This is a genomic window from Limnothrix sp. CMB-01 (genome assembly GCF_055193175.1).
Genome location: NZ_CM143720.1, coordinates 294526 through 319340, shown reverse-complemented (window position 1 = coordinate 319340; position 24815 = coordinate 294526). Strand labels below are relative to the sequence as shown.

Genomic DNA, 24815 nt, shown 5'->3' with positions numbered 1-24815 from the left:
CATGTTTGATTGTTCGATCCGATATTTCGATACGTTCAGGAGTGATGGTTATGGATCTCGGCCGCTTTGTTGCTCAAGGGCGATCTCCTTTGTCGGCCGATCGCGCTCGAAAGCGATCGACTCGGCCCCGTCTGTCCCGATCAAGGTCAAGATCAATGGCCTGGCTGGCTGGAGCGATCGGGCTGTTCTGGGGCTGGGGGGCTTGGCCGGCCGGGGCGGATCCGTTCCGATCCCAGAATCCTCGCCCCGTGGGCGATCGGGCTGAGGCGGCCTTCGTCATGCTGTTCAAAAATGGCAATTATCCTGTCGCTCGCCGTTTAGCCCAAGAGGCGATCGCCCAAGAACCCCAAGAGCCTTTGGGCTATGCCTTAGCCGGTGCATTAGCCTATCTCGATGGCCAGTGGGATCAGGTGCAAACCGCCGCCAATCAGACCCTTGCCGCTGCCAACACCCTCAAAACCACTGATGCCCTGCGCGGTAATCTCTACATCGGCGTGGGACATTTCTTGGAAGGGGCGTTTATTGTGTCCGAAGGTGGTCGCGGCCCCCTTCAGGGCGCACCAGAAGCCTTGGCCAAACTGTCCCAGGTTAACGAAGCCTTGGATGCAGCGGCGGCCATCAGTCCCAACGATCCGGAACTGAACTTGATTCGGGGATCGCTGGATGTGTTGTTGGCGGATAATTTGCCCTTTGGCAATGTGGATGGGGCTGTGAACTCCCTCCAGCGGGGCAGCCCCGACTATGTGGTCGATCGCCTGTTGGCGGCCATTTACCGCCGTCGCAAAAACTTTTCCCAGGCGATCGCCTCAGTCGATCGCGCCTTGGCCAAGAGTCCCCAAAATCCCGACCTTTGGCATTTAAAAGGGCAAATTCTCTACGAACAAGGACGCAGCAGCCAAAATCTTGATTTGCTGAAGCAATCGGAAGCCCTGTTTTTGCAGGTGTTGGCCCAGCGGGAGCAAATGCCCCGCGCCGTGATTCGGCACTTGGAAAAAAACGAGTTGCGGCGAGTGCAGCGGGAAATTCGCAACCTGCGCGGCTAATTTGGGCCCCTGATTGGAATCCGTATGTCGCCGATATAAAACCGGTACAAGATCGGCACGCCATCAGCACGCGATCGACCAGGCCTGACAAAAAAAGAAGGGGCCGAAGCCCCCTGCTGAATGGGTACTGAAGCCTGAATCTTGCTGAAATCTTGCTGAATTGGTGATTTGCACCAGATCGATCGCCCAAACAGGTCGATCAAATCAGCCTTAGCGGCGACCCATATCCCGAGCCATATCCTTGAAGCCATTCAGGCTGGGGCCCGGACGACGACGCGGCGTGTTGCTGGGCACAAACTTCGATGCAAAAGCCGTTTCCGGCGGCAGGGTCACCGGGGCCGGAGCAGGCTTAGGTGGCTCGGGCGGCTTGGCCGGGGCTGCGGGGGCTGCGGCCTTGGCTGCTTTAATGCTGGTTTTGGTGCTCTTGGGAGCTGGGGCCGGAGCTTCCGGAGCGGCGGCCACGGGGGCTGCCGGTTCCGCAACCACAGCGGGGGCTTGGGGAGCCGGGGCGGCCGGGGTGCTGTCCCCCGTACCTTGTGCATCACCAATTTCCAAGAAGAAAGCGTCTTTTTGGGAACCGAAGAGGTTCTTCAGGGGGCCGATCGGCATGGTTTCGTCGTCAGGTGAGTGGTGGGGTTTTAGCCGTTGCGAGAACCGTTGCGGGATTGATGAGGCGATCGCAAGTGAGACCTCGCCCTGACGCTCCACACAGGAAGTGGCTCTGGGGCAAGGTTTGGGGTCGATCGCCAAGACAGCAATTGGGCTGACTGCTCATTCACCTGTAAAGGCGGTCTTTACAGACTAGGTACAATTGCTTACAAAATGCAATGTTTCGCAACACTTGTTCTCAGCATTGTATCTGTCCTCGGCTCGATCGACGAGGGGCCGTGGATGATTGTCTGGAATTGATGTTTTGATCGCTGGTGTTTTTACGTTTCGGATCTTTTGGATTTTTGGGATCTCGACGTTCACGGAGCGATCGCTAGCGAGTGAGGCGACGTTCGATCGCGTCGGCCACCGCCGTAGCCACCGCAACCCGCGCAAAGTACTTATCCTCTGCGGCAATCAAAGTCCAAGGGGCCAAGGGCGTGTGGGTTCGTTGCACCATTTGGTTCACTGCCACCGAATACAGGGGCCACCGCTCCCGATTGCGCCAATCCTCGTCAGTGAGTTTGTATTGCTTGAAGGGATTGTCTTTGCGTTCCTGGAACCGGCGCAGTTGTTCTTCTGGGCTGATGTGCAACCAAACTTTCACCAACACCATGCCACTGGACATTAGTTGGCTTTCAAATTCATTAATTTCCTGATAGGCCCGTCGCCATTCCGTTTCGGTGGCAAATCCTTCAATTCGTTCCACCAAAACCCGCCCATACCACGATCGATCAAAAATCCCGATCGTGCCCGCCGCCGGTAACCAGCGCCAAAATCGCCATAGGTAGTGGTGCGCGCGTTCCTCCGCCGTGGGGGCCGCAAAGGCATGAACCCCATAGCTGCGGGGATCCAACATGCCCGTTAACCGCGAGATGGCTCCCCCCTTGCCCGCCGCGTCCCAACCTTCAAACAACACCAACACGGGTAACCGTTGGCGATGGATTTGCATTTGCAGCGATCGCAGCCGGGCCTGCTGTTCCGCCAGTTTCCGTTCATATTTACTGCGAGACAGGGCTTGACTGAGGTTCACCCGTGCCAGCAAGTCCGGTTCACCGGGATGCAACTCCGCTTGGGCCGGCAGGGCGGGCGGGGGAGAAGCCTGGCTGCGTTGGCGATCGAGTGCTCCGGCAATGGTGGCAATGGTTTCGCTCAACACTTTGATCACCGCCCAGCGGCGGCTGTTGCCTTCCACCAAAGTCCAAGGAGCCGCTCCTGTGCTGGTTTCCGCCAGCATCGCTTCCGCCAAGTCCCGATATTGGCGATAGTGCTTGGCCTGTTGCCAATCTTCCGGTCGCACCCGCCATGCCTGAAAAGGATCCGCTTGGTATTTTTTCAGGCGCTTTTTCAGCTCATCACGGCCGAGATGAATAAAAAATTTGGCGATCGCCGCGCCTTCATCCGCCAACTGTCGCTCAAAGGCATTCACTTCCCGGGTGGCTTCGGGAAACTGTTGATCCGGCAGCCGGCCAAACAGGCGATCTTCCAGCAGGTGGCTATACCAACTGTGATAGAACAGCCCGATCGTGCCCGCTTCCGGCAACCGCAACCAAAAACGCCGTAACCAGGGAAATCCCAGCTCATGGGGTTCTGGCGGAAAAATTGGATGTACTTGAAAGCCGCGTGGATCCAAGGAGTCGCGCAATTCCTTGACGATCGCCCCCTTGCCTGCCGCCGCCCAGCCTTCCAGGGCAATAATCACCGGTAATTGGGCTTCCCGACAGTCCGCTTGGAGCGATCGCAACTGAAGAGCCAAGCGATCGCGCTCTGCGACATAGGTGGCCTTATCCAGCTTCAAGCTGAGATCCAACATGTCCAGCATGGCTTGTCCTCCAGGCGAGCAGTGGCACGAAGCAACGGCAGCAATCACGGTGCATGGCAGGCAGTGACGGAGCCTGATGCGCAATCACCGTCATCGCCAACCCCAGCAGCGCGGCCTTGCGCTTGCGGCCATCAATTGCCACAACCTTAGCGATTGCTGTTCCGGTCTGCTGCAAAACGTAAAGAAGACTTTAGTCGAGCAACTCCTCAGCCCAATCGTCATCCATCCAAATTGCCGCGAAAACGGCCGCAATTTGCCGAAAACAGCCCGATCGAACTCTTGTCGATCGGGCCACTTGGCAGGGTGTGATTGACGAAATTTGGAGGTCTTGCCCGCAAGTTCCATTAAGTTTCAATCAAGTTTCAAAGGAGTTTCGTTGAGTTGCGATTCAAAAATTATTAAATCTTGATCAATATTTTTGATTGTTAGGAATCTGATCATTTTCGATTTCGGTTTTGATCAATGTCCTATGAATGCTTGATGTTGATTAGGATTCAATAGTTTTGCCTGTAATCTATGCTCTATCTACGCCTTGAAACCTTGATTGGAATTTCTTAGCCGGACAACTCAGACCATCCAACTCATTCCTAGCTAATTGAATCAAAGTCGCTGCCTTTGGTTATTCATTGCTTGGACTTGAGGTCAAGGATTTCCAAATCGAAATTCAGGGCTAGGGGGGTGCTCATTGCGATTATTACTCCCTGAGTTGGTAATGGGTATGACTGATTCTTGGCGCGATCAGATGCAGTCGGTGGTTTTGGAGCTAGGGCAAATCTCGCTACGGACAGCAGAAGCGGTTCAATGCCTCTCCAGTCAGCTTGATCGGCTGAGTCAATGCTTGGAGCAGCAGGGTGAGTTCTTGCAAAAAACTTTGCAGCAACAGGGACAACAAATTGAAGAAAAGATCGAGCGCCAAATCGAACAACAACTTGAATTGCAAAGTTGGCAAATTCAGCAACAATCGAAAGAGATTCATCAACAGGTGAATCAGCAAGTTAATCAGCAAACTGGAAAGCAAATCGAACAGCAGATTAGCCAGCAAATTGAGCGACAAACTCAGCAGCAAATTGTGCTGCAAAATCAGCAAATTCAGCAAATTCAACAACAGGTGCAACAATTGCAACAGGTTCTAGAGCAATTCTGCCAACGCAATCTTGAACAACAGGCGCAACATTGGGAACAGCAGGGGCAGTTATTGGCCCAACAGAATCAACATTTGCAACAGCAAGGACAGCAAATTAAGCAGCAGGAATATCAGGTGTTTGCCCTTTGCGATGTGTTGCAAGCTCTGGTGAGTCAGCAAACGGCTACGCATCAAGCGATGGCTCAACTGATAGACCGGTGGGCGATCGATCTGCAATCGCCCGCACCGACTGAGCCATTGCGCACCCTGTCGCCCCGGGTAACGGCCGGAACAACGGGAGTTGATGGATTGGCCCAGGTCGATCGCGCCGATCGGCTGGACAACGCCCAAGCAGCCACGAACGCCGGTCACCCTGGGGAATCCGATCACCCCTTGGCCCTTGCGGCTCCGCCAAGTCTTTGGCCAAGTTCGGAGTCGATCGCCCCTCAGACCTTTGGGGACAGTCCGCCTTTAGGGCCAACCCTCCCCTATGAAGATGTATCCTTTGCTACTGGCTACTCGGTTGGATAGTTCGCTGCGATATGATGGGGCCCAAAACCGCTTAAGGTGTTCTTAATTCGCCGTTTGAACCGGATATTTCCCGGATTGTTCACTGCCTTGGGGAATAGTGGATTTTACGGTGGGCTTTTGTGAATGGGGGCCGATCGCGCCTGAAGACCCTCGCGCCTGACGATCACGGCCATGGCCTGAGAAGTGAAATTCAGACGCTGCGATCCAGACGCTGTGATCCAGACGTTACGATTCAAACGGTCAGAAGTACGGTATCCCTAACCCCCTGGCAGAGCGATCGCGCCATGTGTTCTGAAGTTGCTGCCGTAGTTGCCGCCGTACAATGGCCATGGGGTTTTTCGGCCCCATGGGGTTCATCCAAGGCGATCGACATCCTGCGCCATTCGGTGGCAGGCCGTTGATCCATGTCAATGGTTGTCGTGAAATATCGATGTTTTGTATTGCCTGAGGTTAGCACCGCCGGTGTCTGCCCAAGAGTCGTTACCATCCCCGATCGATCCCCTCGTTCAGCCCGACCCTGAGCGAGTCTTTGCGCTGATCGATCGCATCTTGCCGTTTGAAGTTTGCCTCTATCACCAAGTCTTGCCCCTAGACCGGCAAGACAATCAAATCATTTTGGGCGTGGTGAATCGCGACGCGGACTTGAGCTATGTCCAGCGGATGCTCGCTCACCTGAATGATCAGTTGGTCTACCGCCCGATCGCCCTGGAAACCCAACAGGAGCTGCTTTCTGCATTTTTGAGCTACGACTGTCAGCGAAAGTCTGAGGGTTATGTAGAACCCAGCCATTCTGAATCTTGGCAACCCTCCTTGGGCAACTCCCAATCGAACGCCGCTCCAGATTCGCCAGCGGCCTCGTTGGGCCATGGCACCTTGGGCGCGGGAACGGATTCCGGGCCGTTGGATCCGGAGCTGCGTCCCCTGGTGGAAGTCAGCGATTGTCTGTCGGATTTGCAACCGGCCTTGCCACCGATCGAGCATGGTTTTGTTGTGGATGATTTGATGGACGATTGGGACGATGAGGAGCTAGATGAGTTGGGAGAAACCATCAGCGCTCCCGCAGACTTTGCGCACTGGAATCAGCTTGGTGCTCTGTCGCCCCCAGGCGAGCCAGATCCAGGCGAAGACATGGAAACCCAACCGGTTGGTCGGTTTCAAAACCATGACAACTCCGAACCATTTGACCCTTGGGCCAGTCCCCAGAATTGGTTAAGCGCTGGCAGTTCCGAGGAACATCAGTTGCATCACCTGGCGGCACATCCCTCGCTGCTGGATCCTGGGTCATTGGATCCCGGATCAATGGATTTGGGAGCGGTGGATTTGGGAGCGGTGGATGTGACCGAAACCCTGGTGACGGCGGCCCAAAGTACCCCAGATCCTGATTGGCAACAATTGCACCGGAAGGGGGAGTTAGCGGAAGCCTGCGGCTCCCCTTCGCTGACACCGGATGATATTCCGGATCTACCTATGGATACCCTTACGAACCATGCAGTGGTGACTGCCAGTGACCTAGGCACAGGACAGGGCGCGGCCCCTTCCCTGTTGCCCGTTGATTTATCAACTGAGCGACCGACCAATGGCCCCGTAGATTTACCGGCGGAGTTGGCGGAGTTGGAGCAAGCTTTGGTGCAGGCGTTGGAGCGATCGACTCCGCCGGCCCAAACCGCTGTTCCGAGTGCTTCGGAGGTGGAGGCCGCTTGGATTCATCCCACGGTGTCCGTCCCGATCGAGTGGGCCGACTTAAATCCCAGTCCTCTGGTCTTGCACACTCGCTATGCCGATCGCCCGCTGTCGGAATTGGGAGATTTGCCGCCTCGGGCCCTGATGCAGGAGTTGTTGCAACGGGCGATTGAAGGAGGGATTGGCCGGCTATATTTTGATCGCCCTGAGATCGATCGCACTCGAATTCTCTGTAGCCGCGATGGGATTATGCAAGCGGCTCTGGATCCGTTGCTCCCTTCCACCTTTCAAGGGGTGATCGATGAGCTAAAGTTACTCGCTAATTTGCCCCTGTTGCCTCCCGTGGGGAAACCTCGCCAGGTCGAGATCGAGCGCATCTATCGCAGTGAGTTGTTGCTCCTGCGGTTGCGAATTGCGCCGGGCCGGTTGGGCGAGGAGGCCACGTTGCAGGTTTTGCGAGGAGCGGCCTTGAAGTTTCATCAGCGCCAACAGCTCTCGAAACTGAGCCAAGACGCGATCGACCTGACCCGCCAACTGCAAAAGAAACTGGCGGAGATGCAGGTGCGGGCTTCCCTGTCTCAAGATTTCAACCCCCGATCGCAGGAGTTGACGCAACTGATGGGAGTGGTGCAGCGGTTAATTGAGCGGCTGGGCAACTGGCGATCGATTTAGCGGCTTGTTAGGCGCTGGCCGCCTTGCTGGTTTTTCAGACTGGTCTTGTTTGGCATCGGCTCAAGAAGCCTGGCGATCGGGTTGGGGTTGCGCCATGGCGCGATCGAACCGGCCCTTGGGAATGGCCGCGATCAGTTGGCGCGTGTAATCTTCCCGAGGGTGATCATAGACCTGATCAGCGGGGCCCAATTCCTCAAACCGGCCTTGGTTCATCACGGCGATGCGATCGCTCATGAACTTCACCACGCCCAAGTCATGGGAAATGAAAATGTAAGTCAAACTAAATTCGCTCTGCAATTCCTTCAGCAAATTCAGCACCTGCGCTTGCACCGACACATCCAACGCCGACACGGACTCATCACAGATTAGAAACTTGGGATTCAAGGCCAGCGCCCGGGCAATGCAAATCCGTTGGCGCTGACCGCCAGAGAACTCGTGGGGATAGCGGTTCATCCAGTCGGGCTTGAGACCCACCCGCTCCAGGAGGTAGGCCGCCTGCTCGCGATACATTTTGCGGGCGGGTAGGGGGTGGTTGGTTTTGCCTTGGGCATGGATCAGCATCGGTTCCATGACCGCGGCCCCAATGGTCATTCGCGGATTCAGGGAACTGAAGGGATCTTGGAAAATAATTTGCATTTCGCGCCGCAGGGCCCGTAGCGCCTTGCCCTTGAGCTGCAAAATATCTTGGTCATCAAAGCGAATTTGACCGCCCATGGGTTCAATCAACCGCAGGAGCGATCGCGCCAGGGTGCTTTTGCCGCAACCACTTTCACCCACCAGGCCCAAGGTCTCCCCAGGAAACACCTCAAAGGACACACCATTCACAGCCAAGGCGTGCCGTTGGGCCATGCCCAGCCAACCCTTGACCGCGTAGGCCACGCGCAAATCCCGCACGGACAGCAGGGGCGGCAATGCTTGGAGCTTGGTGAGTCGATCGCGCGTTTCGTCCGGTGGAATGGCCAGGGCGATCGGGGTCTGGGGCGCAAGGGATGTGGCAGATGAGCCGGCAGATGAACCCGGTTCGATCGGGGCTGAATCCCGCGCTGCTGCACTCAAAAAGTCCGCCACCGTGGGCAAATAGCGCAGCCGCAATTCTGGGCGCGGCCGGCAAGCCAGCAGCCCTTGGGTATAGGGATGTTGGGGGGCGGTAAAAATTTGCTCCACGGATCCCTGCTCCACCAACTGCCCCTGGTACATGACCGCCACGTCGTCCGCCAGTTCGGCAATTAGCCCCAAATCGTGGGTGATGAACAGGATGGACATGGCGCGGTGGCGTTGCAACTCCCGCAGCAGTTCTAAGATCCGCGCCTGCACGGTCACATCCAAGGCGGTGGTGGGTTCGTCGGCAATCAAAATCGCCGGGTCGCCGGCCAGGGCGATCGCGATCGTTACCCGCTGGAGCTGACCACCGGACATTTGGTGGGGGTAGCGATCGAGCATGGCCTGTTGGCGTTGGGTCACGGCCTGTTGCAATTCCCGATCGCTGGGGTTGCCGTTGCGCCACTGATCGCGAATTTGGGCCCGCAGTTCCAACTCCGGCGGCAATAACTTCACCTCCTGCAACAGGGCGATCGCCTGTTGTCGGGCCGCCGCCTCCGAAAGGCCCCGGTGCAATCGAATCGCCTCAATGATCTGAAACCCACAGGTATAGACCGGATTCAGGGCGCTCATGGGTTCCTGAAAAATCATGCCAATCCGTCGCCCTCGGTAACGCCGCAGAGCTTCCGGTGAAAGCTTCAGCAAATTCACCGCCTCCTCGGCATTGGGTTCTCGATACCAAATGCCATCCCCCCTGACGCGACCCAATTCGGGCAGCAACCCCGCGATCGCCAAGGCCGTGACGGATTTTCCCGAGCCAGATTCCCCCACAAGTCCCAAGGTTTGACCGGGCTGTAACTGCAAGGACAACCCATCCACCGCTCGCATGGCCGACTCACCGGCACCAAATTCCACTTGCAAATTGCGAATGTCAAGGACGGGGGAGAGGGTCATAGGTTGCCAAAGGGTGCGTTGCCAAAGGGTGCGATCGAGCGGGCGACAGTGAGACTATCCACCCAGGAAATTTGCCCTGATTCTACCAACTGAATTTCTGAATCTCTTTCCGAACGATTGATCGGCTGATCGGCCTAGCGCCAGCCAAACCAACGCCACCCGTAGCGCAAGCCCTGTTGGAAGTGGGTCAAGGTGGTGAGCACGGCCAACAGGAGATAAAAACCCCGCACGCCCCAAGTGCAACCTTCCAACAGTTGCTCAATGGATTTGGTTTGCCAGCGCAGCAAATTGGCCAAGGTGGCTTTCACCTGTCGATCGATGGTGGGAATTTCCCGCATGGCATCCGGAGCCAAGGGCAATTCTGGATAGCGAGCTGAGTAGGTATAAAACCCCCAAAGGCCGCTTTGTCCCACCTGCTTGCTCAAAAAGCGCTCAACTTGAATTTTGGCTTGCTCGGGCGTGATCCGCTGATGGTCGGCGGCGCGGTTAATCCAGGCCTGTTGCCGCACGGCCGGAGCAATGGCAAACAGACCGGGCACGGCCACGGCCAACACGAGTGCGGTGAGTTGTTGGCCCCGAGGGGGCGGCAACACACCGGCCGCGATGCCTGCGCCCATGCCCAACACGGCAAACACCAATAGATTCAGCAGTTCCAAAATTTCTAAACTGCGGAGGAAATGGCCCACGTAGGCCACTTCGTAAATGTTGGTTTCTCCGAGCCAAGCGATGGCCCAGCGGGCCGCCGCCGTGGCCCCGATCGCCAAGGCTAGAATGCTCACCCAGCCGATGACCCGTGGCGTGGATAGGGTGGCATCCGTGGCGGCCACGGTATGAACAACCGATCGCTCCGAGGGTTGCCCAGAACGTGCCCCTCCGGCCCGGCGCGATCGACTCGAAGGCTGGGTCACCAATGGGCGAGGCGCGATCGTCCCGGCCTCTTGCAGATCAATGCCCATTTGCCAACTGGGAGCCGCTGCCCCGGGCGCATAGCCCTGCACCACCACCCGCCGCACCACGGGCGCAGCCAGCCCCAGCATTCCCCGCCGCACAAAATCCACCAAAAAGTCCTGATCCGGCGGCCCCAACTCGCCCGCCGCCATCACCGTCAGGCAATCCTGGATCAGATCCGTGCGGACTTGTACCCCGGCAGGCTCAAGGGATTGATTCATCAACCGGGCGATCGCCATGGGATCTCCCTGGCGAGCAAGATCAAGAACCGAAGATTGCGCCGTCATAGGCCCTGGTGCAGCAGTACCAAAAAAGAGCAATAGCAATCGTCCTGGTTTGGCATTTCCCCCCTCCCAGCGACGATGCGAACCAAAGTTCTAAACCGAAAGCGAACTCACGGGAAAGCGATCGAAACCGGACTCTGAATCCATGGTTCAGAATCCGGCCCATTGATTTTCGTTTCCGTCACTTTCAACCAGAACCGTCTCTATTTTGCTTCAGCGGTGTAGGTTTGCCGTAGGCTGCTGCTCCCTCAACCGAGGATCCTTGGGAATGACCAACAGTTGGGGCAGTGAATGGGACAGTGAATAGGGCAGTGATGAGAACAGCGAAAATGCCCACATGGCCTCGCCATAGCCCCGCTATCGTCCCGATCAGGTCATCTCGCCTACACAGCCGCAGCCAGGGGCAGAGACTCGGTAATTAGGGTTGCTTTAGGGCTGACATCTCGCAAGGATTTACCCATCACTTCCGCTGGTAGGCAAATTAGACCATCGCCGTGGGTGCTAATCAGGCCGCGCTTCCGCAGTTTCCCCATCAGGCGGGTCACGGTCACTCGCGTTGAGCCGATCGCGCTGCCAATCTGGGCATGGGTCAGTGTCCAGGGCAAGTAATAGCCATCGTCACAGGTTTGACCAAACTCCTCAATCAGGAGGGTCAGATAACCCAACAGGCGATCGATCGTGCGGCGTTGGCCCAAGGTGCTCAACCAAAGCAGCTTCCGTTGGTGCTGTTGACGGAACGCATCCAGCACTTCGCGGCGGAAGTGGGGCCAGTTTTCCAAGTCGTTCCAATACATCCACAGCACACTGGTGCGATCCACATGGGCGTAGCTTTGGAGCGCGAAGGGCGACTGGGCAATGATTTCAAAGGGCTGCCCAGGCCCCACAAACCCCAGAAAAGCCTCATCCATTGCGGGATCGAGTCCGTCCTCGTCTTCATCTTGATCCTGAATGGCAGCCGTGGCAGTCATAACCGACGAGCCAACCAGTCGCACCGCACCGCGCTCTACGAGATACAAGAGGCCCGGGCGAGTGGGAATCTTTTCATCTTTGCCGAAAGTGCGGCAGCGGTAGTGATCCTGGGCCCAATCCAGCACACGCTGCCAAGTCAGGAAGGGGCGATCAAATTCGGACTGCGTCAGAGGCGAATACATGACAGGAAACCCAGTGCAAAAGGGACAGCGATCGAACGTAGATAGCCCAAGGGATCACCCGTATCATAACCGTGAAAATACGGAGGCCCCATTCCTGAAACAGCTCGTTTACATTGCACCCAAAATCTCATGGGTTCTAGTTTCGGGCTGCTGGTTTTGATTTGGGATGGAGGATGTATCAAAGTTCCATTGCTGCCCAGTATATTCAAAACTCGGGAAAAACTCGGGTAGATATCTGCCCAATTTTTTCACAGTTTTCCTGGGCTTAGTCAAACAAGCCACAATCCCTGATCTGGGTGGCATGAACTGCTCGATCGGCCGGTTGGGTTTGCTGATTTGACATTGACTTGGCCCATTTGATCTCGATTTATTTCATCGGTTTATATCGATGAGTAGATGTTTTGGGTAATATTTTGAGAAAACCGCCTTAGTTCAGTTGGTTCCTTTGGTTCCTTGGATCGATACAACGCGATCGGGGGGCGATCCACAGGATTTGCGCCGACTCAGCCCCAAAATCATGACGCGCGAAAAAATTTCTCAAATGCCCCAACCCTTGATGGGGACGGGTTTCCATGACAAGGACGTGAATTTCTGATGGATTTTGGGTGGCGATGGGGTGACAGATTCAAATTCCTCGGCTATCATTTTGGTGGTGTGTGAGGAGCGAACCAGTAAGAGTGCCGAGACGAAACACGGACAGTCGTCGGCACTCTTTCTGATCAAGGGGTATATTCAACCCACCGAAGCCAGTCACCAGAGCCGATCGAGATGTAGTCGATCGAGACAAAATTAATCGAGAAAAATCAATAATGCTGATTTTGTCGTCCCAGCCTTCAGCACTTCAAGAAAAAGGCGGTTTGCGACAAAGCACTTTGACGGCTGATCCATCGTGATTCAGCCTCTGAAGATTGATTTCCTGAAAATCATTTTCCTGAGCGTACTTTTCCTGCGAATAATTTCCTGAAAACGCTGAATGCCTGGAGGCTTCGGCGATTTTCCGTGGCGATCTTTCAACGGGGCGATCGGCTTAATCAGGCAATTGGTTTAGATCACTATAACCCTTGCTGTTGTTGGGTTTCGTGCCTCAATCCAACCTACAAAATGATCGTTGATCAGTCGATTTGGAGGAAAGGGGGTTTCGTGAACGAGGTCTGGTGAATTCAATTAGGCAATTGGTCTAGCGATTAGCTGATCTTGACTATTCGATTAGTTGATCAAATTAAGCAATGGGTTGAGGACGTGGAGTTGAGCCACAGAATGAGAAACCGGCCCGTGCAAAATGACCGCGGCCCCTGGCAACAGGTTAACGATCCCCCGAGGACTTGGTGGGGGTGAGGTTCCGGATCGGAAACCCACACCCGAAGCACGGGAAATGGGGCGATCGGCCCGCACTGTGGGTCATAGAGTCTCGATCGGGGTCTGTCTCAGGCGGGGTTAATTCGTAACGAGGGGTGGACAATTGTAAACTTCGCGTTAGAATTGCGCCAAAATACTTGCTTCAAACCACCACGATCTTCATTTTTCTTCAATAAACCTATGGCTAGTGCGTCTTCTGTGGTAAGTAAACCGGCGGCGGCAGAGGCAGTGCAGTTGCCCTTCGATGTCAAGCAACAAATTGAGTTCCTGCACCTGCAAGCGGATATCGAGTCCCTGTTGCAACAGTTGCAAGCCCTTTCGCGGCAGCGTCTCGACTCCTAAGGTTCTTTGCTCCGTTAGGTTGGTTATCCGCCTAGTTCAGTCCATCCTGCGATCGCGGCTTTGGTTCGTTCAATACCCAACTGTGGGTCTGCCATGCCTGCTCAACGCTTGAGCGATCGCCCTGGAATACTGTGCTGGGCGGTTTATTTTTTCACCTACGCAAATTGGAGTCCACCTCCAAACAGCAAATCCGAAAGATCCGGCGGAGCAGCTCGGAATCCTTCGGATTTTGGGAATGATTTTGGATCTGTTTAGATTTCTATTTGGATCTGAATAGATCTATTTAGATCTGTCTAGACCTGCTTGGCTCTACTGAGAATTTCTAAGCCAGAAGCCCTAGCGCTGGTCGATCGGCTCTGGCGCTGGTTGGTCTGGGGCTTCGGAGTTAGGGGCGATCGACTCTGCGGCAACCGTTTCCGTTTGCACGGACTCCTTGCGCACCGAGAATCCCCAAATGAAGGTGATGGCGATGAAACTAATCGTCATCCAATCGGGCGGAACCCAAAGATCGACCCCCAAGGCTCCCTCGATCGCCTTCAAAAACAGACGCGCACCGACAAACCCAACGGTGACGTAGCCAGCGGCCGCCAGGTTTTCATACTCATCCAACCAGCGGATAAACAGCCCTGCCATGAAGCGCAGGGTGATGATTCCCAGGGTTCCCCCCGTCAGCACCAGCCAGGTGTGGTCAGAAATGGCGATCGCGGTGGTGACGCTATCCAGGGAAAAGGCCAGGTCGGTGAAGGCAATGGTGGGAACGGCTTGCCAAAGATTTTGGAACCGAAATGCCTTGTGGCCCTCGCCGTCGTCGTCATTTTCCCCCGTGAAAAACTTGAAGCTGAGCCACAGGAGATAGAGGGCCCCCACCATTTCAATTTGCCAATAGCGGATCACCCAAGTGGCGAGCAAAATCAGGGCAATGCGCAGAATGAAAGCTGCCACTAGCCCAAAATTTAAGGCTCGGGTGCGTTGTTGGGGATCCTGCAATCCTTGGGCGATCGCAGCGAGGGCGATTGCGTTGTCTGCCGAGAGCACGGCCTCCAACGCCACCAACACCAATAACAACAGCGCGGTGTCAACGCCAAAGCTGGGGTAAAAGTCGAGGAACTGATCGAGCATTTCGGGCCAATGGTCTGATGGCAAATTTTGCAACTCCTACTAGCCTAACGCTGTTATTACGCCTTGTAACGAACCTATTCCTGAATTGAGCCGGGTGGTTGAAAGTAGTGAAGTCAGTCCCTTTAACATCTGGAGTCTTTAGAGCGATGCTTTCGGATACGCAAGTTTACGTCGCCCTAGTTATTGCCATCATCCCCGGCATTCTGGCTTTCCGCCTTTCGACCGAACTGTACAAGTAAGTTCAAGTCCGTTCGAGTCCGTTGATCGGCAGCTAATCAACGGCTCTCGATCATTGAGTTCTTGGTCTTGGGGGGTCGCGATCGCGAGCCTGTTCAAGATCGGTTGAGCAAACCCCCAGTGGCGATCGCGACCGGGGGTTTATCATGTTTGGCTGCCGATCCCTGGCGGGCGATTGGGTGGCTGATGGGTTCTGAGCAAAACGTTCTTGAAGAAAGCACTCATCAAGAAAGCGCCCATGAACAAACCGCTGATGAACAAACCGCTAGTGGGGCGGAAATACTGAGGGCGATCGAGCCAGCGCGTTACCCTAGAGGCGAAAACCATCAAGAATTGTGAAGCCTGAGGAGTTTGCTGGATGTCTTCGCCACCTCCGAACTCGATCGCCCCGTCCTCGTCCGCAGCGGATCCCCAACCCCCGATCGCCCCAGAACTCCCCCTCCCCAAAACCTACCGAATTTCAATTTTGATTCGGCTCACCCTGGTTTTGCTTTATGGGGCCCTAACCCTTCCGCTGCCCTTTCTGACCCAGGTGAATGGGGCAGCCAACGATCCGAGCATTTCCCCAAGCATTTCGCCCTCGACACTGTGGGTTGGCCTGGCGATCGGGCTGGTGTTGTTGTGGGGGGCCTTGTCTGAACAGGTGGAGCTAACCACAGAAGGGATCCGCGTCACCTATCCCGTTTGGTTTCGCTGGCTGATTCGCAAGGGTTGGTTTTTGCCCTGGAGCGATATCCAAGCGCTGAAACCCAAAACGACCGGTCAAGGCGGCTTGGTTTACTACTTCCTGAGTCGATCGGGCGAAGGCTATTTGCTGCCCATGCGGGTTGCGGGCTTTTCCCGTTTGGTGAAGCAAGTGCAAAGACAAACGGGCCTTGATATGCGTGATGTCAGGCCCTTGGCGCAACCTTGGATGTACATTGCCCTGCTGGGTTGTGCCCTGTTGCTATTGCTATGCGATGTGTGGGTGATTGCCACCTTGCACCAAGCCTAGGGGCACGGCAGGTCAAAAGGGCCAAGTCAAAGTTTCTTTAACTTTTGCCCTGCTGAGCTAATCGCTGAGGAGCTACTAAGTGTTGGTTTTGTCGAGCACCCCGTTGAGGAAAATATCAGCAATGCCTTCAGCCATTTCCTGAAGTTCTCGGGGGGAAATATTCGGCTCCATAATTGTCAACTCGCTGAAGCCGGCGATCGCGAACATGCCCAAAAAGACCCGCGCAATGATGCGGGGATTCATGGGGCGATAAATTCCCCGATCGATCGCAGTTTGGAAAAAGGCTTCGGTCACATCCATCATTTTGGCAATCACCTCCACCTGGATCCGATCGCGCAATTCTGGGTGAAATTGAGCTTCCATGAAACAAACCCGCATCATGTCGGCGTTTTGCTTCAGGTTGCTCATCCGCTTGCGCATCACTTGCGAGATGGCTCGATAGCTGGCCATTTCGCTGAGTTCCATCAACAGGTCTGTTAGGATTTCGACCCAACCTTGGGTGGCAATTTCCACCAAAATCGATTTTTTGTGATCAAAATGCCGAAACAGGGTTCCTTCGGCCACGCCAGCCGCCCGGGCCAGGTCGCGGGTGGTGGTGGCATCGTAACCCTGGCGGGCAAATAGCTGCTGAGCCGCTTGCAGAATGCGGGTGCGGGTTTCAGTTTCAGAAGGGGATGGGCGGTGAGCGATACGCAGCATGGCTAGGACTCCTTGGACGCAAGCCAGTGGGATTAGGGGTGCAAAAAGGGGTGATCGACCATTAGGAAAAAAGATGGGTGAACAACAGAAGGTCAAGAGAAAATGGCAAGGGGCTAATTGATCGCTATTGTCAACGGGGCCAGGGGCTACTGGGTCTGGAATTAAGGGAACGTTATAAAACTGATCCTTTGCCTACCGAAGTTCATGATTCCGTAAGTTTCGGCCGATGGCTTTGAATTACCCATGAAATCCGGCGGCTCGACTATGCTGGAAGCTGCTCGCCAGCTTGGGTCACCAGGCTGGTGTTTCAATCAAGGCAATATTTCTTTAAATTTGCCTGAGGCGGGTGCGGCTGTTCTCCACCTTTAAACGCTCTTTGAACGCGATCGGCACTGTAATTCTCACTTCAACATATACCCACGATTGGCAGGCATGTTGTCAGGCATAAATCACGGCAAATGGCAGCAGTTAGGGCGATCGGGCGATCGCTTGGCATTGGTGCATCATCTGGGACAAGTCCTGCGGGATCAGGGTTTGGGCCTTGTCCGGGCGATCGGGCTGGTGGCCGGCTTGGCGGGTCTCACAGGATCCCTGTGGTTGGGTTCCGGTGTGGTTTCGGCGGCCTGGGCCCTGGACACATCGCCATGGTTCTCTGGGCCATCCATGACGACTGTTGCCCCCGATGCTGCTTCTAAAGTCATTTCTACTTCCCCCACGTCTGAGCCGATGAGCGGCCCGGTGGTTAGCAACGTGATCAGCAAAGACGTAACGACGGCGGGGCTGAATGGCCACTCGGCCACAGCCAAGGCCGCATCGATTAAGCCCTACCTCGATCGGGTGCAACAGCAAATCACTGAATTCACCCTCAAGAACGGGATGAAATTCATTGTGCTGGAGCGCCACCAGGCTCCGGTGGTGTCCTTCATGACCTATGCCAATGTGGGCGGTGCGGAAGAGCCGGACGGCAAAACAGGCGTGGCCCACTTTCTGGAGCATTTGGCTTTCAAGGGATCCAGCCGGATTGGCACAACGGATTTTGAGTCAGAAAAGGCGATTCTCGATCGAATGGATGCCTTGATGGCCCAATACGAAACGGTGCGCGACCAGGGCAAAACCGCCGAAGCCCAACAACTGCGCCAACAGTTGCTGGCCTTGGAACAGCAGGCCCAACCCTTCGTGAAACAAAACGAGTTTGGGCGGTTGGTGGAACAGGCGGGCGGCGTGGGGTTAAATGCCACCACTTCTGCGGATGCCACGCGCTATTTCTACAGTTTCCCAGCCAATAAGCTGGAGTTGTGGATGTCGCTGGAGTCAGAACGCTTCCTGGATCCGGTGTTTCGGGAGTTTTATAAGGAACAGGATGTGATCCTGGAAGAGCGCCGGATGCGCACGGATAACTCCCCGATCGGGAAGGCCGTGGAAGTGTTTTTGGAATCAGCCTTTAAGGTTCATCCCTACCATCGGCCGGTGATTGGCTATGACGAAGACATCCGCAACCTGACCCGGTTGGATGTGCGCCGTTTCTATGAGGCCCATTACCCGCCCAATAATCTGACGGCGGTGGTGGTGGGGGATGTGGTGCCGACGGAGGTGAAGCGGCTGGCGGAAATTTATTTCGGTCGATTCCAACGGCGGCCCCTGCCGAATTTGCCAATTCCGGTGGAGCCGCGCCAAACAGCCACGCGATCGGTCAATTTGCAGCTTGAATCTCAGCCTTGGTACTTGGAGGGCTATCACGCACCGGCCAAGACGGATCCCGATTATGTGGTCTATGAGGCGATCGCTAGTTTGCTGTCGGATGGGCGCACTTCTCGCCTTTATCAGTCGGTGGTGCAGGAAAAGCAATTGGCCCTCTCGATCGCGGGTTTATACGGGTTTCCGGGCGATCGCTACCCGACACTGATGCTGTTTTATGCCCTGAGTGCGCCGGATCATTCTGTGGATGAAATTGCGGTGGAACTGCATCGCCAACTCGATCGCCTGAAAAATGAGCCGGTGAGCGAGGCGGAACTAGAGCGCGTGAAAACCCAAGCCAGGGCCAACCAACTGCGGGCGATCGACTCCAACAGCACCATGGCGGCCCTGCTGGCGGAATATCAAGCCAAAACGGGCAATTGGCGCAATTTGTTTGCGGAGCTAGATCGAATTGGCTCGATCTCGCCGGCCGATGTGCAACGGGTGGCTCGCAAGACCTTCACCCCTGAAAATCGCACGGTGCTGAAGCTATTGCCCAAATAGCCTTTGGGGCGATCGGTTGAGGAGGCTGAATGGTGCAAAAGTTGCCCATTCAGTCACGATTCAAACGCTCCCAGCCAGCAGCGGCGATTCAACAAGTGGCGATCTACAAAGCGGCGATCCAAACGCTGTCGCCCAATAGCCAGCATTCCAACATCCAGGATCCAGAATTCAAGATCCAGAATTCAAGATCCAGAATTCAAGATCCAGAATTCAAGATCCAGAATTCAAGATCCAAAATCGAGAACAAAACGCAAGGCGCAAGGTTCATTGAGGGTACAGAGTAGCCATGAAGGTTTTTCGTTCGATCGGGGCGCGCCGTTCCCCGCACCAGTTCGCAGCCCAGCCTCGGCGCGATCGGCGCTGGCGCTGGTTAACCATTGCCCTTTTAGTGGGGTTGTTGGTGTTGGGAGTGCGACAGCCGGCCGTGGCTGATACCCCCCTGCACTACACGGAGTTGCAATTACCGCCGCCGCCGGAGGTAAAGCTGCCGGATTACGATCGCTTCCAATTGCCCAACGGCCTGACGGTCTATTTGGTGGAAGATCATGAACTGCCACTGGTTGGGGGCCGAGCCATTGTGCGGACGGGATCCCGGTGGGAACCGGAAGACCTGGCCGGCTTGGCCGACGTGGTGGGGGATGTATTGCGATCGGGGGGTACTCAGCAGCATGATGCCGCCACATTGGATCAACTCCTGGAAGACCGGGCCGCCTCGATCGAGTCCGGCATTGGCATTGCTTCCGGTAGTGTCAGCTTCAGCGCCCTCAGCGAGGATCTAGAGTCGGTCTTCGGCTGGTTCACGGAAGTGTTGCGATCGCCCGCCTTTGCCCCGGAAAAAATTGCCCTCGCCAAAACCCAACTGCGGGGGAACATTGCCCGGCGCAACGACGACCCCGACGGCATCGCCAGCCGTGAATTTGACAAATTGCTCTACGGAGCCAACAGCCCCTACGCCCGCACGGTGGAATATGCCACGCTCGATCGGATTGATCGCCCGGCCGTGGAGTCGTTCTATCGGCGCTATTTCGTTCCCCAGAACATCATCTTGGGCATTTCCGGGGACTTCGATCGCACAGCCATGCGCCGCCTGATCGAAGCCCGCCTGGGCGACTGGCAGCCGGGCCCCAACCGTGAAAATCCGCTACCCGCCGTCAGCCAAGTGCAGACCAGCGGCGTGTTTGTGGTTGATCGGCCCCAGCTCACCCAAAGCTCCGTTGTTCTGGGTCACCTGGGCGGCCTCGTCAGCAACACCGATTACCCCGCCATGGCCGTCCTCAATGATGTGCTGAATGGCTTTGGGGGTCGCCTGTTTAACGAACTGCGATCGCGCCAGGGCCTTGCTTACTCGGTCTATGGCTACTGGAGTCCGAATTATGACTTTCCTGGTACTTTCCAAGCCGGTGGCCAAACTCGCTCCGAAGGAACTGTGCCCCTAATTCAAGGCTTAAAGGCAGAAATTGCCAAAGTTCGTAGCCAACCAATTAGTAATCAAGAGTTGAATTTTGCCAAGGAATCAGCCCTCAATTCCTTCATTTTTAACTTTGCTGACCCGTCTCAAACCCTCGGCCGATTAATGAGCTACGATTACTACGGTTATCCTTCTGATTTTATTTTCCGCTACCAAAAAGCCGTTCAAGCTACCACCATTGAGGATGTGCAGCGGGCAGCACAGACTTATCTAAAACCTGATCAATTGGTGACCTTGGTGGTGGGAAATCAGAAGTCAATTCAGCCACCACTCAATCAATTAGGACAGCCGGTAACCGCTTTGGATGTCACAATTCCCGGTGTACCAACTGGCCGCAATTCTTGACCTATTTGGTTCACTCAGCCTGAGTTGCAATCCAAACTGTAGTGCTACCAAGAACCATAGGAACAAGGGGCTTAAGCCCCTTGTCTGGTTAGGTCGATTTGAGTTGGTAACGTATCAAGTTTGATTGCTCAAGTTCGATCGCTCAGGTTTGGTTCTTCAGAACTGTCTGAGAGTTAACGAGCTGCATTGGTTGCGATTAACCATTGGGAAAACGGTTGGACAAATTGCTCAAGGCTGAGGCAATGAATCCGATCGCTCTGGGTTGCCTGGGCGCGATCACTCTCGGTGTTATAGCCCCAATTGGCTAGGAATAATTCCACTTGACCCAAGGCCGGTTCTTGGATCACTTTATTCAGGGTTGGCAGCATATCTTCCACAAACCAAATATTAGACTTTTGTCCAATCCACTGCTTTAATGTGCTGGCTTTCGGTTGCCGGGTTGCCTTGCCAAAGATTGCTAAGGATTGATGATTAACCCCTGCCCGATCGAGCAGTTGCCGCACAAACCGCTCTTCCTTGGTGGTAATAATCACAACCTCCAAAGAAGAGTAGGCATTAGCTGGATTGAGCCAGGTTTTTAATTGCTCAATCACCCCTGGAAAAAAGCGATGCAATGCCAACCAGCCGTCCAAATCTTCCCGAATCCATCGATCGCGGTTGCTGTCTAACTGTTGTGAAAGTTGGGCCGCTGTTAATCGATCGCGTTGCACAATGGTCTCTGCAATCGATCGCCAATGGGATTGAATTTCCGCGATCGAGTGCCCGTCCACCAAGGCTTGAATTAAAACGGGCATTTCCCAACCTGTTTCGATTACGGGCCGGAGCCGATAAAACGATTCCGCTAGCTCTGGGGCGATCGGGTCAGCGAATTGCCACAGTGCCTGATGGGTTTTGCGAGCGATTTCAAAATATTCCAGCAATCCATCACAGAGCACCCCATCAAAGTCCAAAGCTAATAAATCGGGTGGCAGGATAGGTTCAGAACTAGAAATCATAGGTTGATTGGCCTAATGATAATTGGGGCAAGACTAAACTGGAAATTTGGGGTTGATTAGCTTAATGCTAATTGGGACAAAACCAGTTGAATTAATACCAAGAAATCGTGATTTACAAATCAGCAATATCATCGGCAGAACTGGGCAAAGCCGCTCCACAACGACGGCAATAACTGGCATCTGGGTCATGAAAAATCAGACCGCAGCGATCACAAGCATTCCGAATTTTATCGTTGGTGTTCACAAAGCTCTTGATCAAGTCGCTAATTTGCCAAGGAATAATGGCAATTCCTGACAAAATCATCAAAACAGTGACCAACTTTCCCGCCTTGGAAACGGGAGTAATATCGCCATAGCCCACGGTGGTCATGGTAACTACCGCAAAATAAAAGGCATCTAGAAAGTTTTCAATGACGGTAGGATTTTTGGGATGTTCAACCTGATAAATCAAGCCAGAATAAATAAAAACAATGGAAAAAAGAGTAAACAAAATACGAGTGATAATCAGGCGATCGTCTGCCGCCAGCCACTGGGGAATGTAACGGCGATCGAGAAAGCGCACTAGGCGCAACACCCGAAACCACCGCAACAACCGCAAAAACCGCACATCCCAAAACCCAATCAGCAGCGGCGCGATCGCGATCGCATCAATGATCGCGTAAGGACTAAAAACATAGCGCCACTTCTGTTCTGCGCACCACAGCCGCAGGGCATATTCCACCGCAAACACCCCGGCTAACATGCGGTTGCCTACGGTCAAAACCATCCGCAATTGATCATCAATTGTGAAGGTTTCAATTACGAAGGTCACAGCCGACAACAGAATTGAAACGGCAATGGCCCCGTTCACCCAACGGCTCAGGGGCGTTTCCAAATCATCCAGAACTGCGATCACTCGCTGTTGAACGGGAGTGCGCGATCGCCCTGCTTCTACTGCCGTCATGGGGCTAGTTGGCGGCGGCGGAATCACCATTACCGCCATTCCCACCGCCTTTGGTCAAGTCCTCAAGGGTGTTCAAAATCAACCGCTTGGCTTGCAAACGCCATCCCCACTTTTGCACCGTCCAGGCGGCCAAGGTTCCGGCAATCACAAACACAAAGGCGGCCGGCTGTTCCATGGACACACCAATCAGCAACCCAAGACCCGTCACCCCCCAAAAGGGCAGGGCGATCGACTGACGCTGTTTTTCCACAAACTCCGCCAATTGTCCCCCTTCAGCCAACTCGGCTTTTAATTGCTCCTTGGCTTGGCGTTGTTCGGCAGCCGAGAGGGTCAGACCAATTTTGCGGCGCAATTTTTCGACCTTGCGGGCATCGGTGCTGAACTCAGTGAGTTCGTCTTCGGCCATCACAATCAAACGTTCAACGGAATTCATGATCGGGGGTGGAATTTAAATCTGGGGTGGAATTTAAGGAGTTGGCAGCCTTGGGGAGCCATGGGAACTGAAAGCCAGCAACATAACCCAAGCCTAGGATCGACAATAGTGCAACTTGCGTGCAATTGGCGGGCAATTGACTTGTCCCCAGCGGGCAACCAAGCCACCTTTGGGCAAGCTTTGGGCGATCGGGCCCGGTTCCGGCCCGGAAGGCCCCAGCCAAGCCATAATAGAAGCCACTGCCCAAAGTGAGTGCTCGCAAGCGTTCCAGCGAACTGAATCCGCAACCGCAACCGCGTTATGACTGACTGGCTGACCGATGCTCGTAACCGACTGACTGAGGCGATCGCCCGCTACCGCGATCGGGTGGACTTTTTGGCCATCCGCCTCGAAGAATCTCAGGGAACCGATATTCTGCTGCGTGGGGGTCGCCTGGAAACCCTCAGCGAAAGCGTGGCGATCGGGGGGCAAGTGCGGGCTTGCCACAAGGGCGGTTGGGGCTTTGCCAGCTTTAACCGACTGGATACCCTTCTGGAACGATTGGAAGAGGCGATCGCGGCGGCCCATCTGGTGGGGGATGATGAAACCCTCCTGGCTTCGGTCGCGCCGGTTCAGGCCACCTGCACCCTGCCCTTGGCCGGCACTGATCCCCGGCAGGTGTCCCTCTCGGACAAAAAGGCCCTCTGCGACCACTATGCAGAAATTTTGCGCGCCGTTGATGGTCGCATTGCCACCACGATGGTGCGCTACGGCGACAGCACCCAACGCACCTTGCTAGCCACCTCCGAAGGCACAATGCTGGAGCAATCCTGGGTGGATATGGAGATGCGGTTTGCGGCCACGGCCCGCAATGGCGAAACGGTGCAAACGGGCCGGGAAACCACCGGCTCCCGCAACGGCTATGAAGACCTGACCCAATTAGATGACCAGGTGCGCGGGGCGGCCCGGCGGGCAGTGGATGCCCTGTCGCTCCCTTCGGTGAAGGCCGGAACCTATACGGTGGTAATTGACCCAATCTTGACGGGGTTGTTTGTGCATGAGGCGTTTGGGCATTTGTCCGAAGCCGATATGGCCTACGAAAATCCCGATTTACTGGAAACCATGAGCCTGGGTCGCCGCTTTGGCCCCGAAAATCTGCAAATTTTTGATGGTGCTGCACCTGCGGGCCATCGGGGCAGCTATGCCTACGATGACGAGGGCACACCGGCCAGCACCACCCAACTGATCACCAACGGCGTGTTGACCGGGCGGCTGCATTCCCGGGAAACGGCAGGCCGACTGGAGGAACAACCCACGGGGAATGCTCGCTGCTTGAACTATCACTACGCCCCGATCGTCCGGATGACCAACACTTGGATCGAGCGTGGCGAAACGCCCGCAGCGGAGTTGATCGCCGGGATCGAAGAGGGGGTTTATGCACGCAACTGGTTGGGCGGCATGACCAACGGCGAAATGTTCACCTTCACGGCCGGCGAGGCTTGGATGGTGCGCAACGGCGAACTGGCCGAGCCGGTGCGGGATGTCACCCTGTCGGGCAATGCCTTCAAGACCCTGGCAGATATTGAGGCGATCGGGGACGACTTCTATTGGGATGAGTCCGGCGGTTGCGGCAAGGGCGGCCAAAGTGGATTACCGGTTGGTTGCGGTGGCCCCAGCCTGCGGATTCGCAATGTGGTTGTGGGTGGTGAAGCGGCCTAGGGGCTGTCGTTATCGCCTAGGGGCAGGCTGAAGCGGCTGATTTTTCATGCCTCG

At 55.3% G+C, this 24815-nt stretch carries 22 protein-coding genes; 10 read left to right on the top strand and 12 right to left on the bottom strand.

Annotation, left to right across the window (positions count from 1 at the left end):
* Positions 1-50: 50 nt before the first annotated feature.
* Entirely contained in the window at positions 51-1043 is a 993-nt protein-coding gene (locus tag ACZA91_RS01280; RefSeq protein ID WP_463184308.1) for a Sll0314/Alr1548 family TPR repeat-containing protein, read from the top strand.
* 210 nt (positions 1044-1253) lie between these two features.
* Here the strand turns inward: ACZA91_RS01280 and ACZA91_RS01275 are convergent, their stop codons facing one another.
* Complete coding sequence (locus tag ACZA91_RS01275) at positions 1254-1652, bottom strand: hypothetical protein (RefSeq protein ID WP_099535019.1); 399 nt, start codon at positions 1650-1652, stop codon at positions 1254-1256.
* A gap of 373 nt (positions 1653-2025) precedes the next feature.
* Entirely contained in the window at positions 2026-3513 is a 1488-nt protein-coding gene (gene pap / locus ACZA91_RS01270; protein WP_190531777.1) for a polyphosphate:AMP phosphotransferase, read from the bottom strand.
* Between the two features lie 718 nt (positions 3514-4231).
* Between pap and ACZA91_RS01265 the strand changes: the two genes are divergently transcribed.
* Positions 4232-5167 carry a hypothetical protein gene (locus ACZA91_RS01265; protein WP_463184306.1) on the top strand — a complete coding sequence of 312 codons (936 nt, stop codon included), beginning with the start codon at positions 4232-4234 and terminating at the stop codon, positions 5165-5167.
* A 232-nt stretch (positions 5168-5399) separates the two neighbouring features.
* On the opposite strand, the gene ACZA91_RS01260 is transcribed toward ACZA91_RS01265, so the two are convergent.
* On the bottom strand, positions 5400-5573 hold the full coding sequence (locus ACZA91_RS01260; protein ID WP_463184304.1) for a hypothetical protein: 174 nt from the start codon (positions 5571-5573) through the stop codon (positions 5400-5402).
* Between the two features lie 56 nt (positions 5574-5629).
* Between ACZA91_RS01260 and ACZA91_RS01255 the strand changes: the two genes are divergently transcribed.
* Positions 5630-7519 carry a hypothetical protein gene (locus ACZA91_RS01255; protein ID WP_463184302.1) on the top strand — a complete coding sequence of 630 codons (1890 nt, stop codon included), beginning with the start codon at positions 5630-5632 and terminating at the stop codon, positions 7517-7519.
* Between the two features lie 60 nt (positions 7520-7579).
* On the opposite strand, the gene ACZA91_RS01250 is transcribed toward ACZA91_RS01255, so the two are convergent.
* The 3 genes from ACZA91_RS01250 to ACZA91_RS01240 form a co-directional block, all read right to left on the bottom strand.
* Complete coding sequence (locus ACZA91_RS01250; protein ID WP_463184300.1) at positions 7580-9511, bottom strand: ABC transporter ATP-binding protein; 1932 nt, start codon at positions 9509-9511, stop codon at positions 7580-7582.
* Between the two features lie 134 nt (positions 9512-9645).
* Positions 9646-10746 (bottom strand): hypothetical protein, encoded by a 1101-nt coding sequence (locus tag ACZA91_RS01245; protein ID WP_143473169.1) that lies wholly within the window; start codon positions 10744-10746, stop codon positions 9646-9648.
* 380 nt (positions 10747-11126) lie between these two features.
* Positions 11127-11894 carry a Crp/Fnr family transcriptional regulator gene (locus ACZA91_RS01240; RefSeq protein ID WP_190353727.1) on the bottom strand — a complete coding sequence of 256 codons (768 nt, stop codon included), beginning with the start codon at positions 11892-11894 and terminating at the stop codon, positions 11127-11129.
* 445 nt (positions 11895-12339) lie between these two features.
* Between ACZA91_RS01240 and ACZA91_RS01235 the strand changes: the two genes are divergently transcribed.
* Positions 12340-12489: a hypothetical protein gene (locus ACZA91_RS01235; protein ID WP_463184298.1), complete on the top strand. Its 150-nt coding sequence runs from the start codon at positions 12340-12342 to the stop codon at positions 12487-12489.
* A 941-nt stretch (positions 12490-13430) separates the two neighbouring features.
* Positions 13431-13592, top strand: a complete 162-nt coding sequence (locus tag ACZA91_RS01230; protein ID WP_190353726.1) for a hypothetical protein — start codon at positions 13431-13433, stop codon at positions 13590-13592.
* 336 nt (positions 13593-13928) lie between these two features.
* Here ACZA91_RS01230 and ACZA91_RS01225 read toward each other — a convergent pair whose 3' ends face one another.
* A complete protein-coding gene (locus ACZA91_RS01225; RefSeq protein WP_463184296.1) occupies positions 13929-14711 on the bottom strand; it encodes a TerC family protein in 783 nt (260 codons plus the stop codon).
* Between the two features lie 146 nt (positions 14712-14857).
* Here ACZA91_RS01225 and psaM point away from each other — a divergent pair, with 146 nt between their 5' ends.
* Together psaM and ACZA91_RS01215 are read left to right on the top strand one after the other, a co-directional pair.
* Positions 14858-14950, top strand: a complete 93-nt coding sequence (gene psaM / locus ACZA91_RS01220) for a photosystem I reaction center subunit XII (protein ID WP_099535010.1) — start codon at positions 14858-14860, stop codon at positions 14948-14950.
* Between the two features lie 356 nt (positions 14951-15306).
* On the top strand, positions 15307-15942 hold the full coding sequence (locus ACZA91_RS01215; protein WP_190353724.1) for a hypothetical protein: 636 nt from the start codon (positions 15307-15309) through the stop codon (positions 15940-15942).
* Between the two features lie 75 nt (positions 15943-16017).
* Here the strand turns inward: ACZA91_RS01215 and ACZA91_RS01210 are convergent, their stop codons facing one another.
* Positions 16018-16641 (bottom strand): TetR/AcrR family transcriptional regulator, encoded by a 624-nt coding sequence (locus ACZA91_RS01210; protein WP_199291392.1) that lies wholly within the window; start codon positions 16639-16641, stop codon positions 16018-16020.
* A 432-nt stretch (positions 16642-17073) separates the two neighbouring features.
* Between ACZA91_RS01210 and ACZA91_RS01205 the strand changes: the two genes are divergently transcribed.
* Positions 17074-18879, top strand: a complete 1806-nt coding sequence (locus ACZA91_RS01205; RefSeq protein ID WP_242030801.1) for a M16 family metallopeptidase — start codon at positions 17074-17076, stop codon at positions 18877-18879.
* Between the two features lie 286 nt (positions 18880-19165).
* Entirely contained in the window at positions 19166-20692 is a 1527-nt protein-coding gene (locus ACZA91_RS01200) for a M16 family metallopeptidase (protein ID WP_463184294.1), read from the top strand.
* A 173-nt stretch (positions 20693-20865) separates the two neighbouring features.
* On the opposite strand, the gene ACZA91_RS01195 is transcribed toward ACZA91_RS01200, so the two are convergent.
* The 4 genes from ACZA91_RS01195 to ACZA91_RS01180 form a co-directional block, all read right to left on the bottom strand.
* Complete coding sequence (locus ACZA91_RS01195) at positions 20866-21687, bottom strand: HAD family hydrolase (RefSeq protein ID WP_463184292.1); 822 nt, start codon at positions 21685-21687, stop codon at positions 20866-20868.
* Between the two features lie 112 nt (positions 21688-21799).
* The gene (locus ACZA91_RS01190; protein ID WP_463184290.1) at positions 21800-22669 is read right to left on the bottom strand and encodes an ion transporter; all 870 of its coding nucleotides are present in this window, start codon (positions 22667-22669) and stop codon (positions 21800-21802) included.
* Positions 22635-23063 (bottom strand): hypothetical protein, encoded by a 429-nt coding sequence (locus ACZA91_RS01185; RefSeq protein WP_463184289.1) that lies wholly within the window; start codon positions 23061-23063, stop codon positions 22635-22637. The genes ACZA91_RS01190 and ACZA91_RS01185 overlap by 35 nt, the downstream gene beginning before the upstream one ends.
* 93 nt (positions 23064-23156) lie before the next feature.
* Positions 23157-23303 carry a hypothetical protein gene (locus tag ACZA91_RS01180; protein WP_463184287.1) on the bottom strand — a complete coding sequence of 49 codons (147 nt, stop codon included), beginning with the start codon at positions 23301-23303 and terminating at the stop codon, positions 23157-23159.
* 60 nt (positions 23304-23363) lie between these two features.
* Between ACZA91_RS01180 and ACZA91_RS01175 the strand changes: the two genes are divergently transcribed.
* Positions 23364-24761 (top strand): TldD/PmbA family protein, encoded by a 1398-nt coding sequence (locus ACZA91_RS01175; protein ID WP_099533943.1) that lies wholly within the window; start codon positions 23364-23366, stop codon positions 24759-24761.
* The last annotated feature ends 54 nt before the right edge of the window (positions 24762-24815 follow it).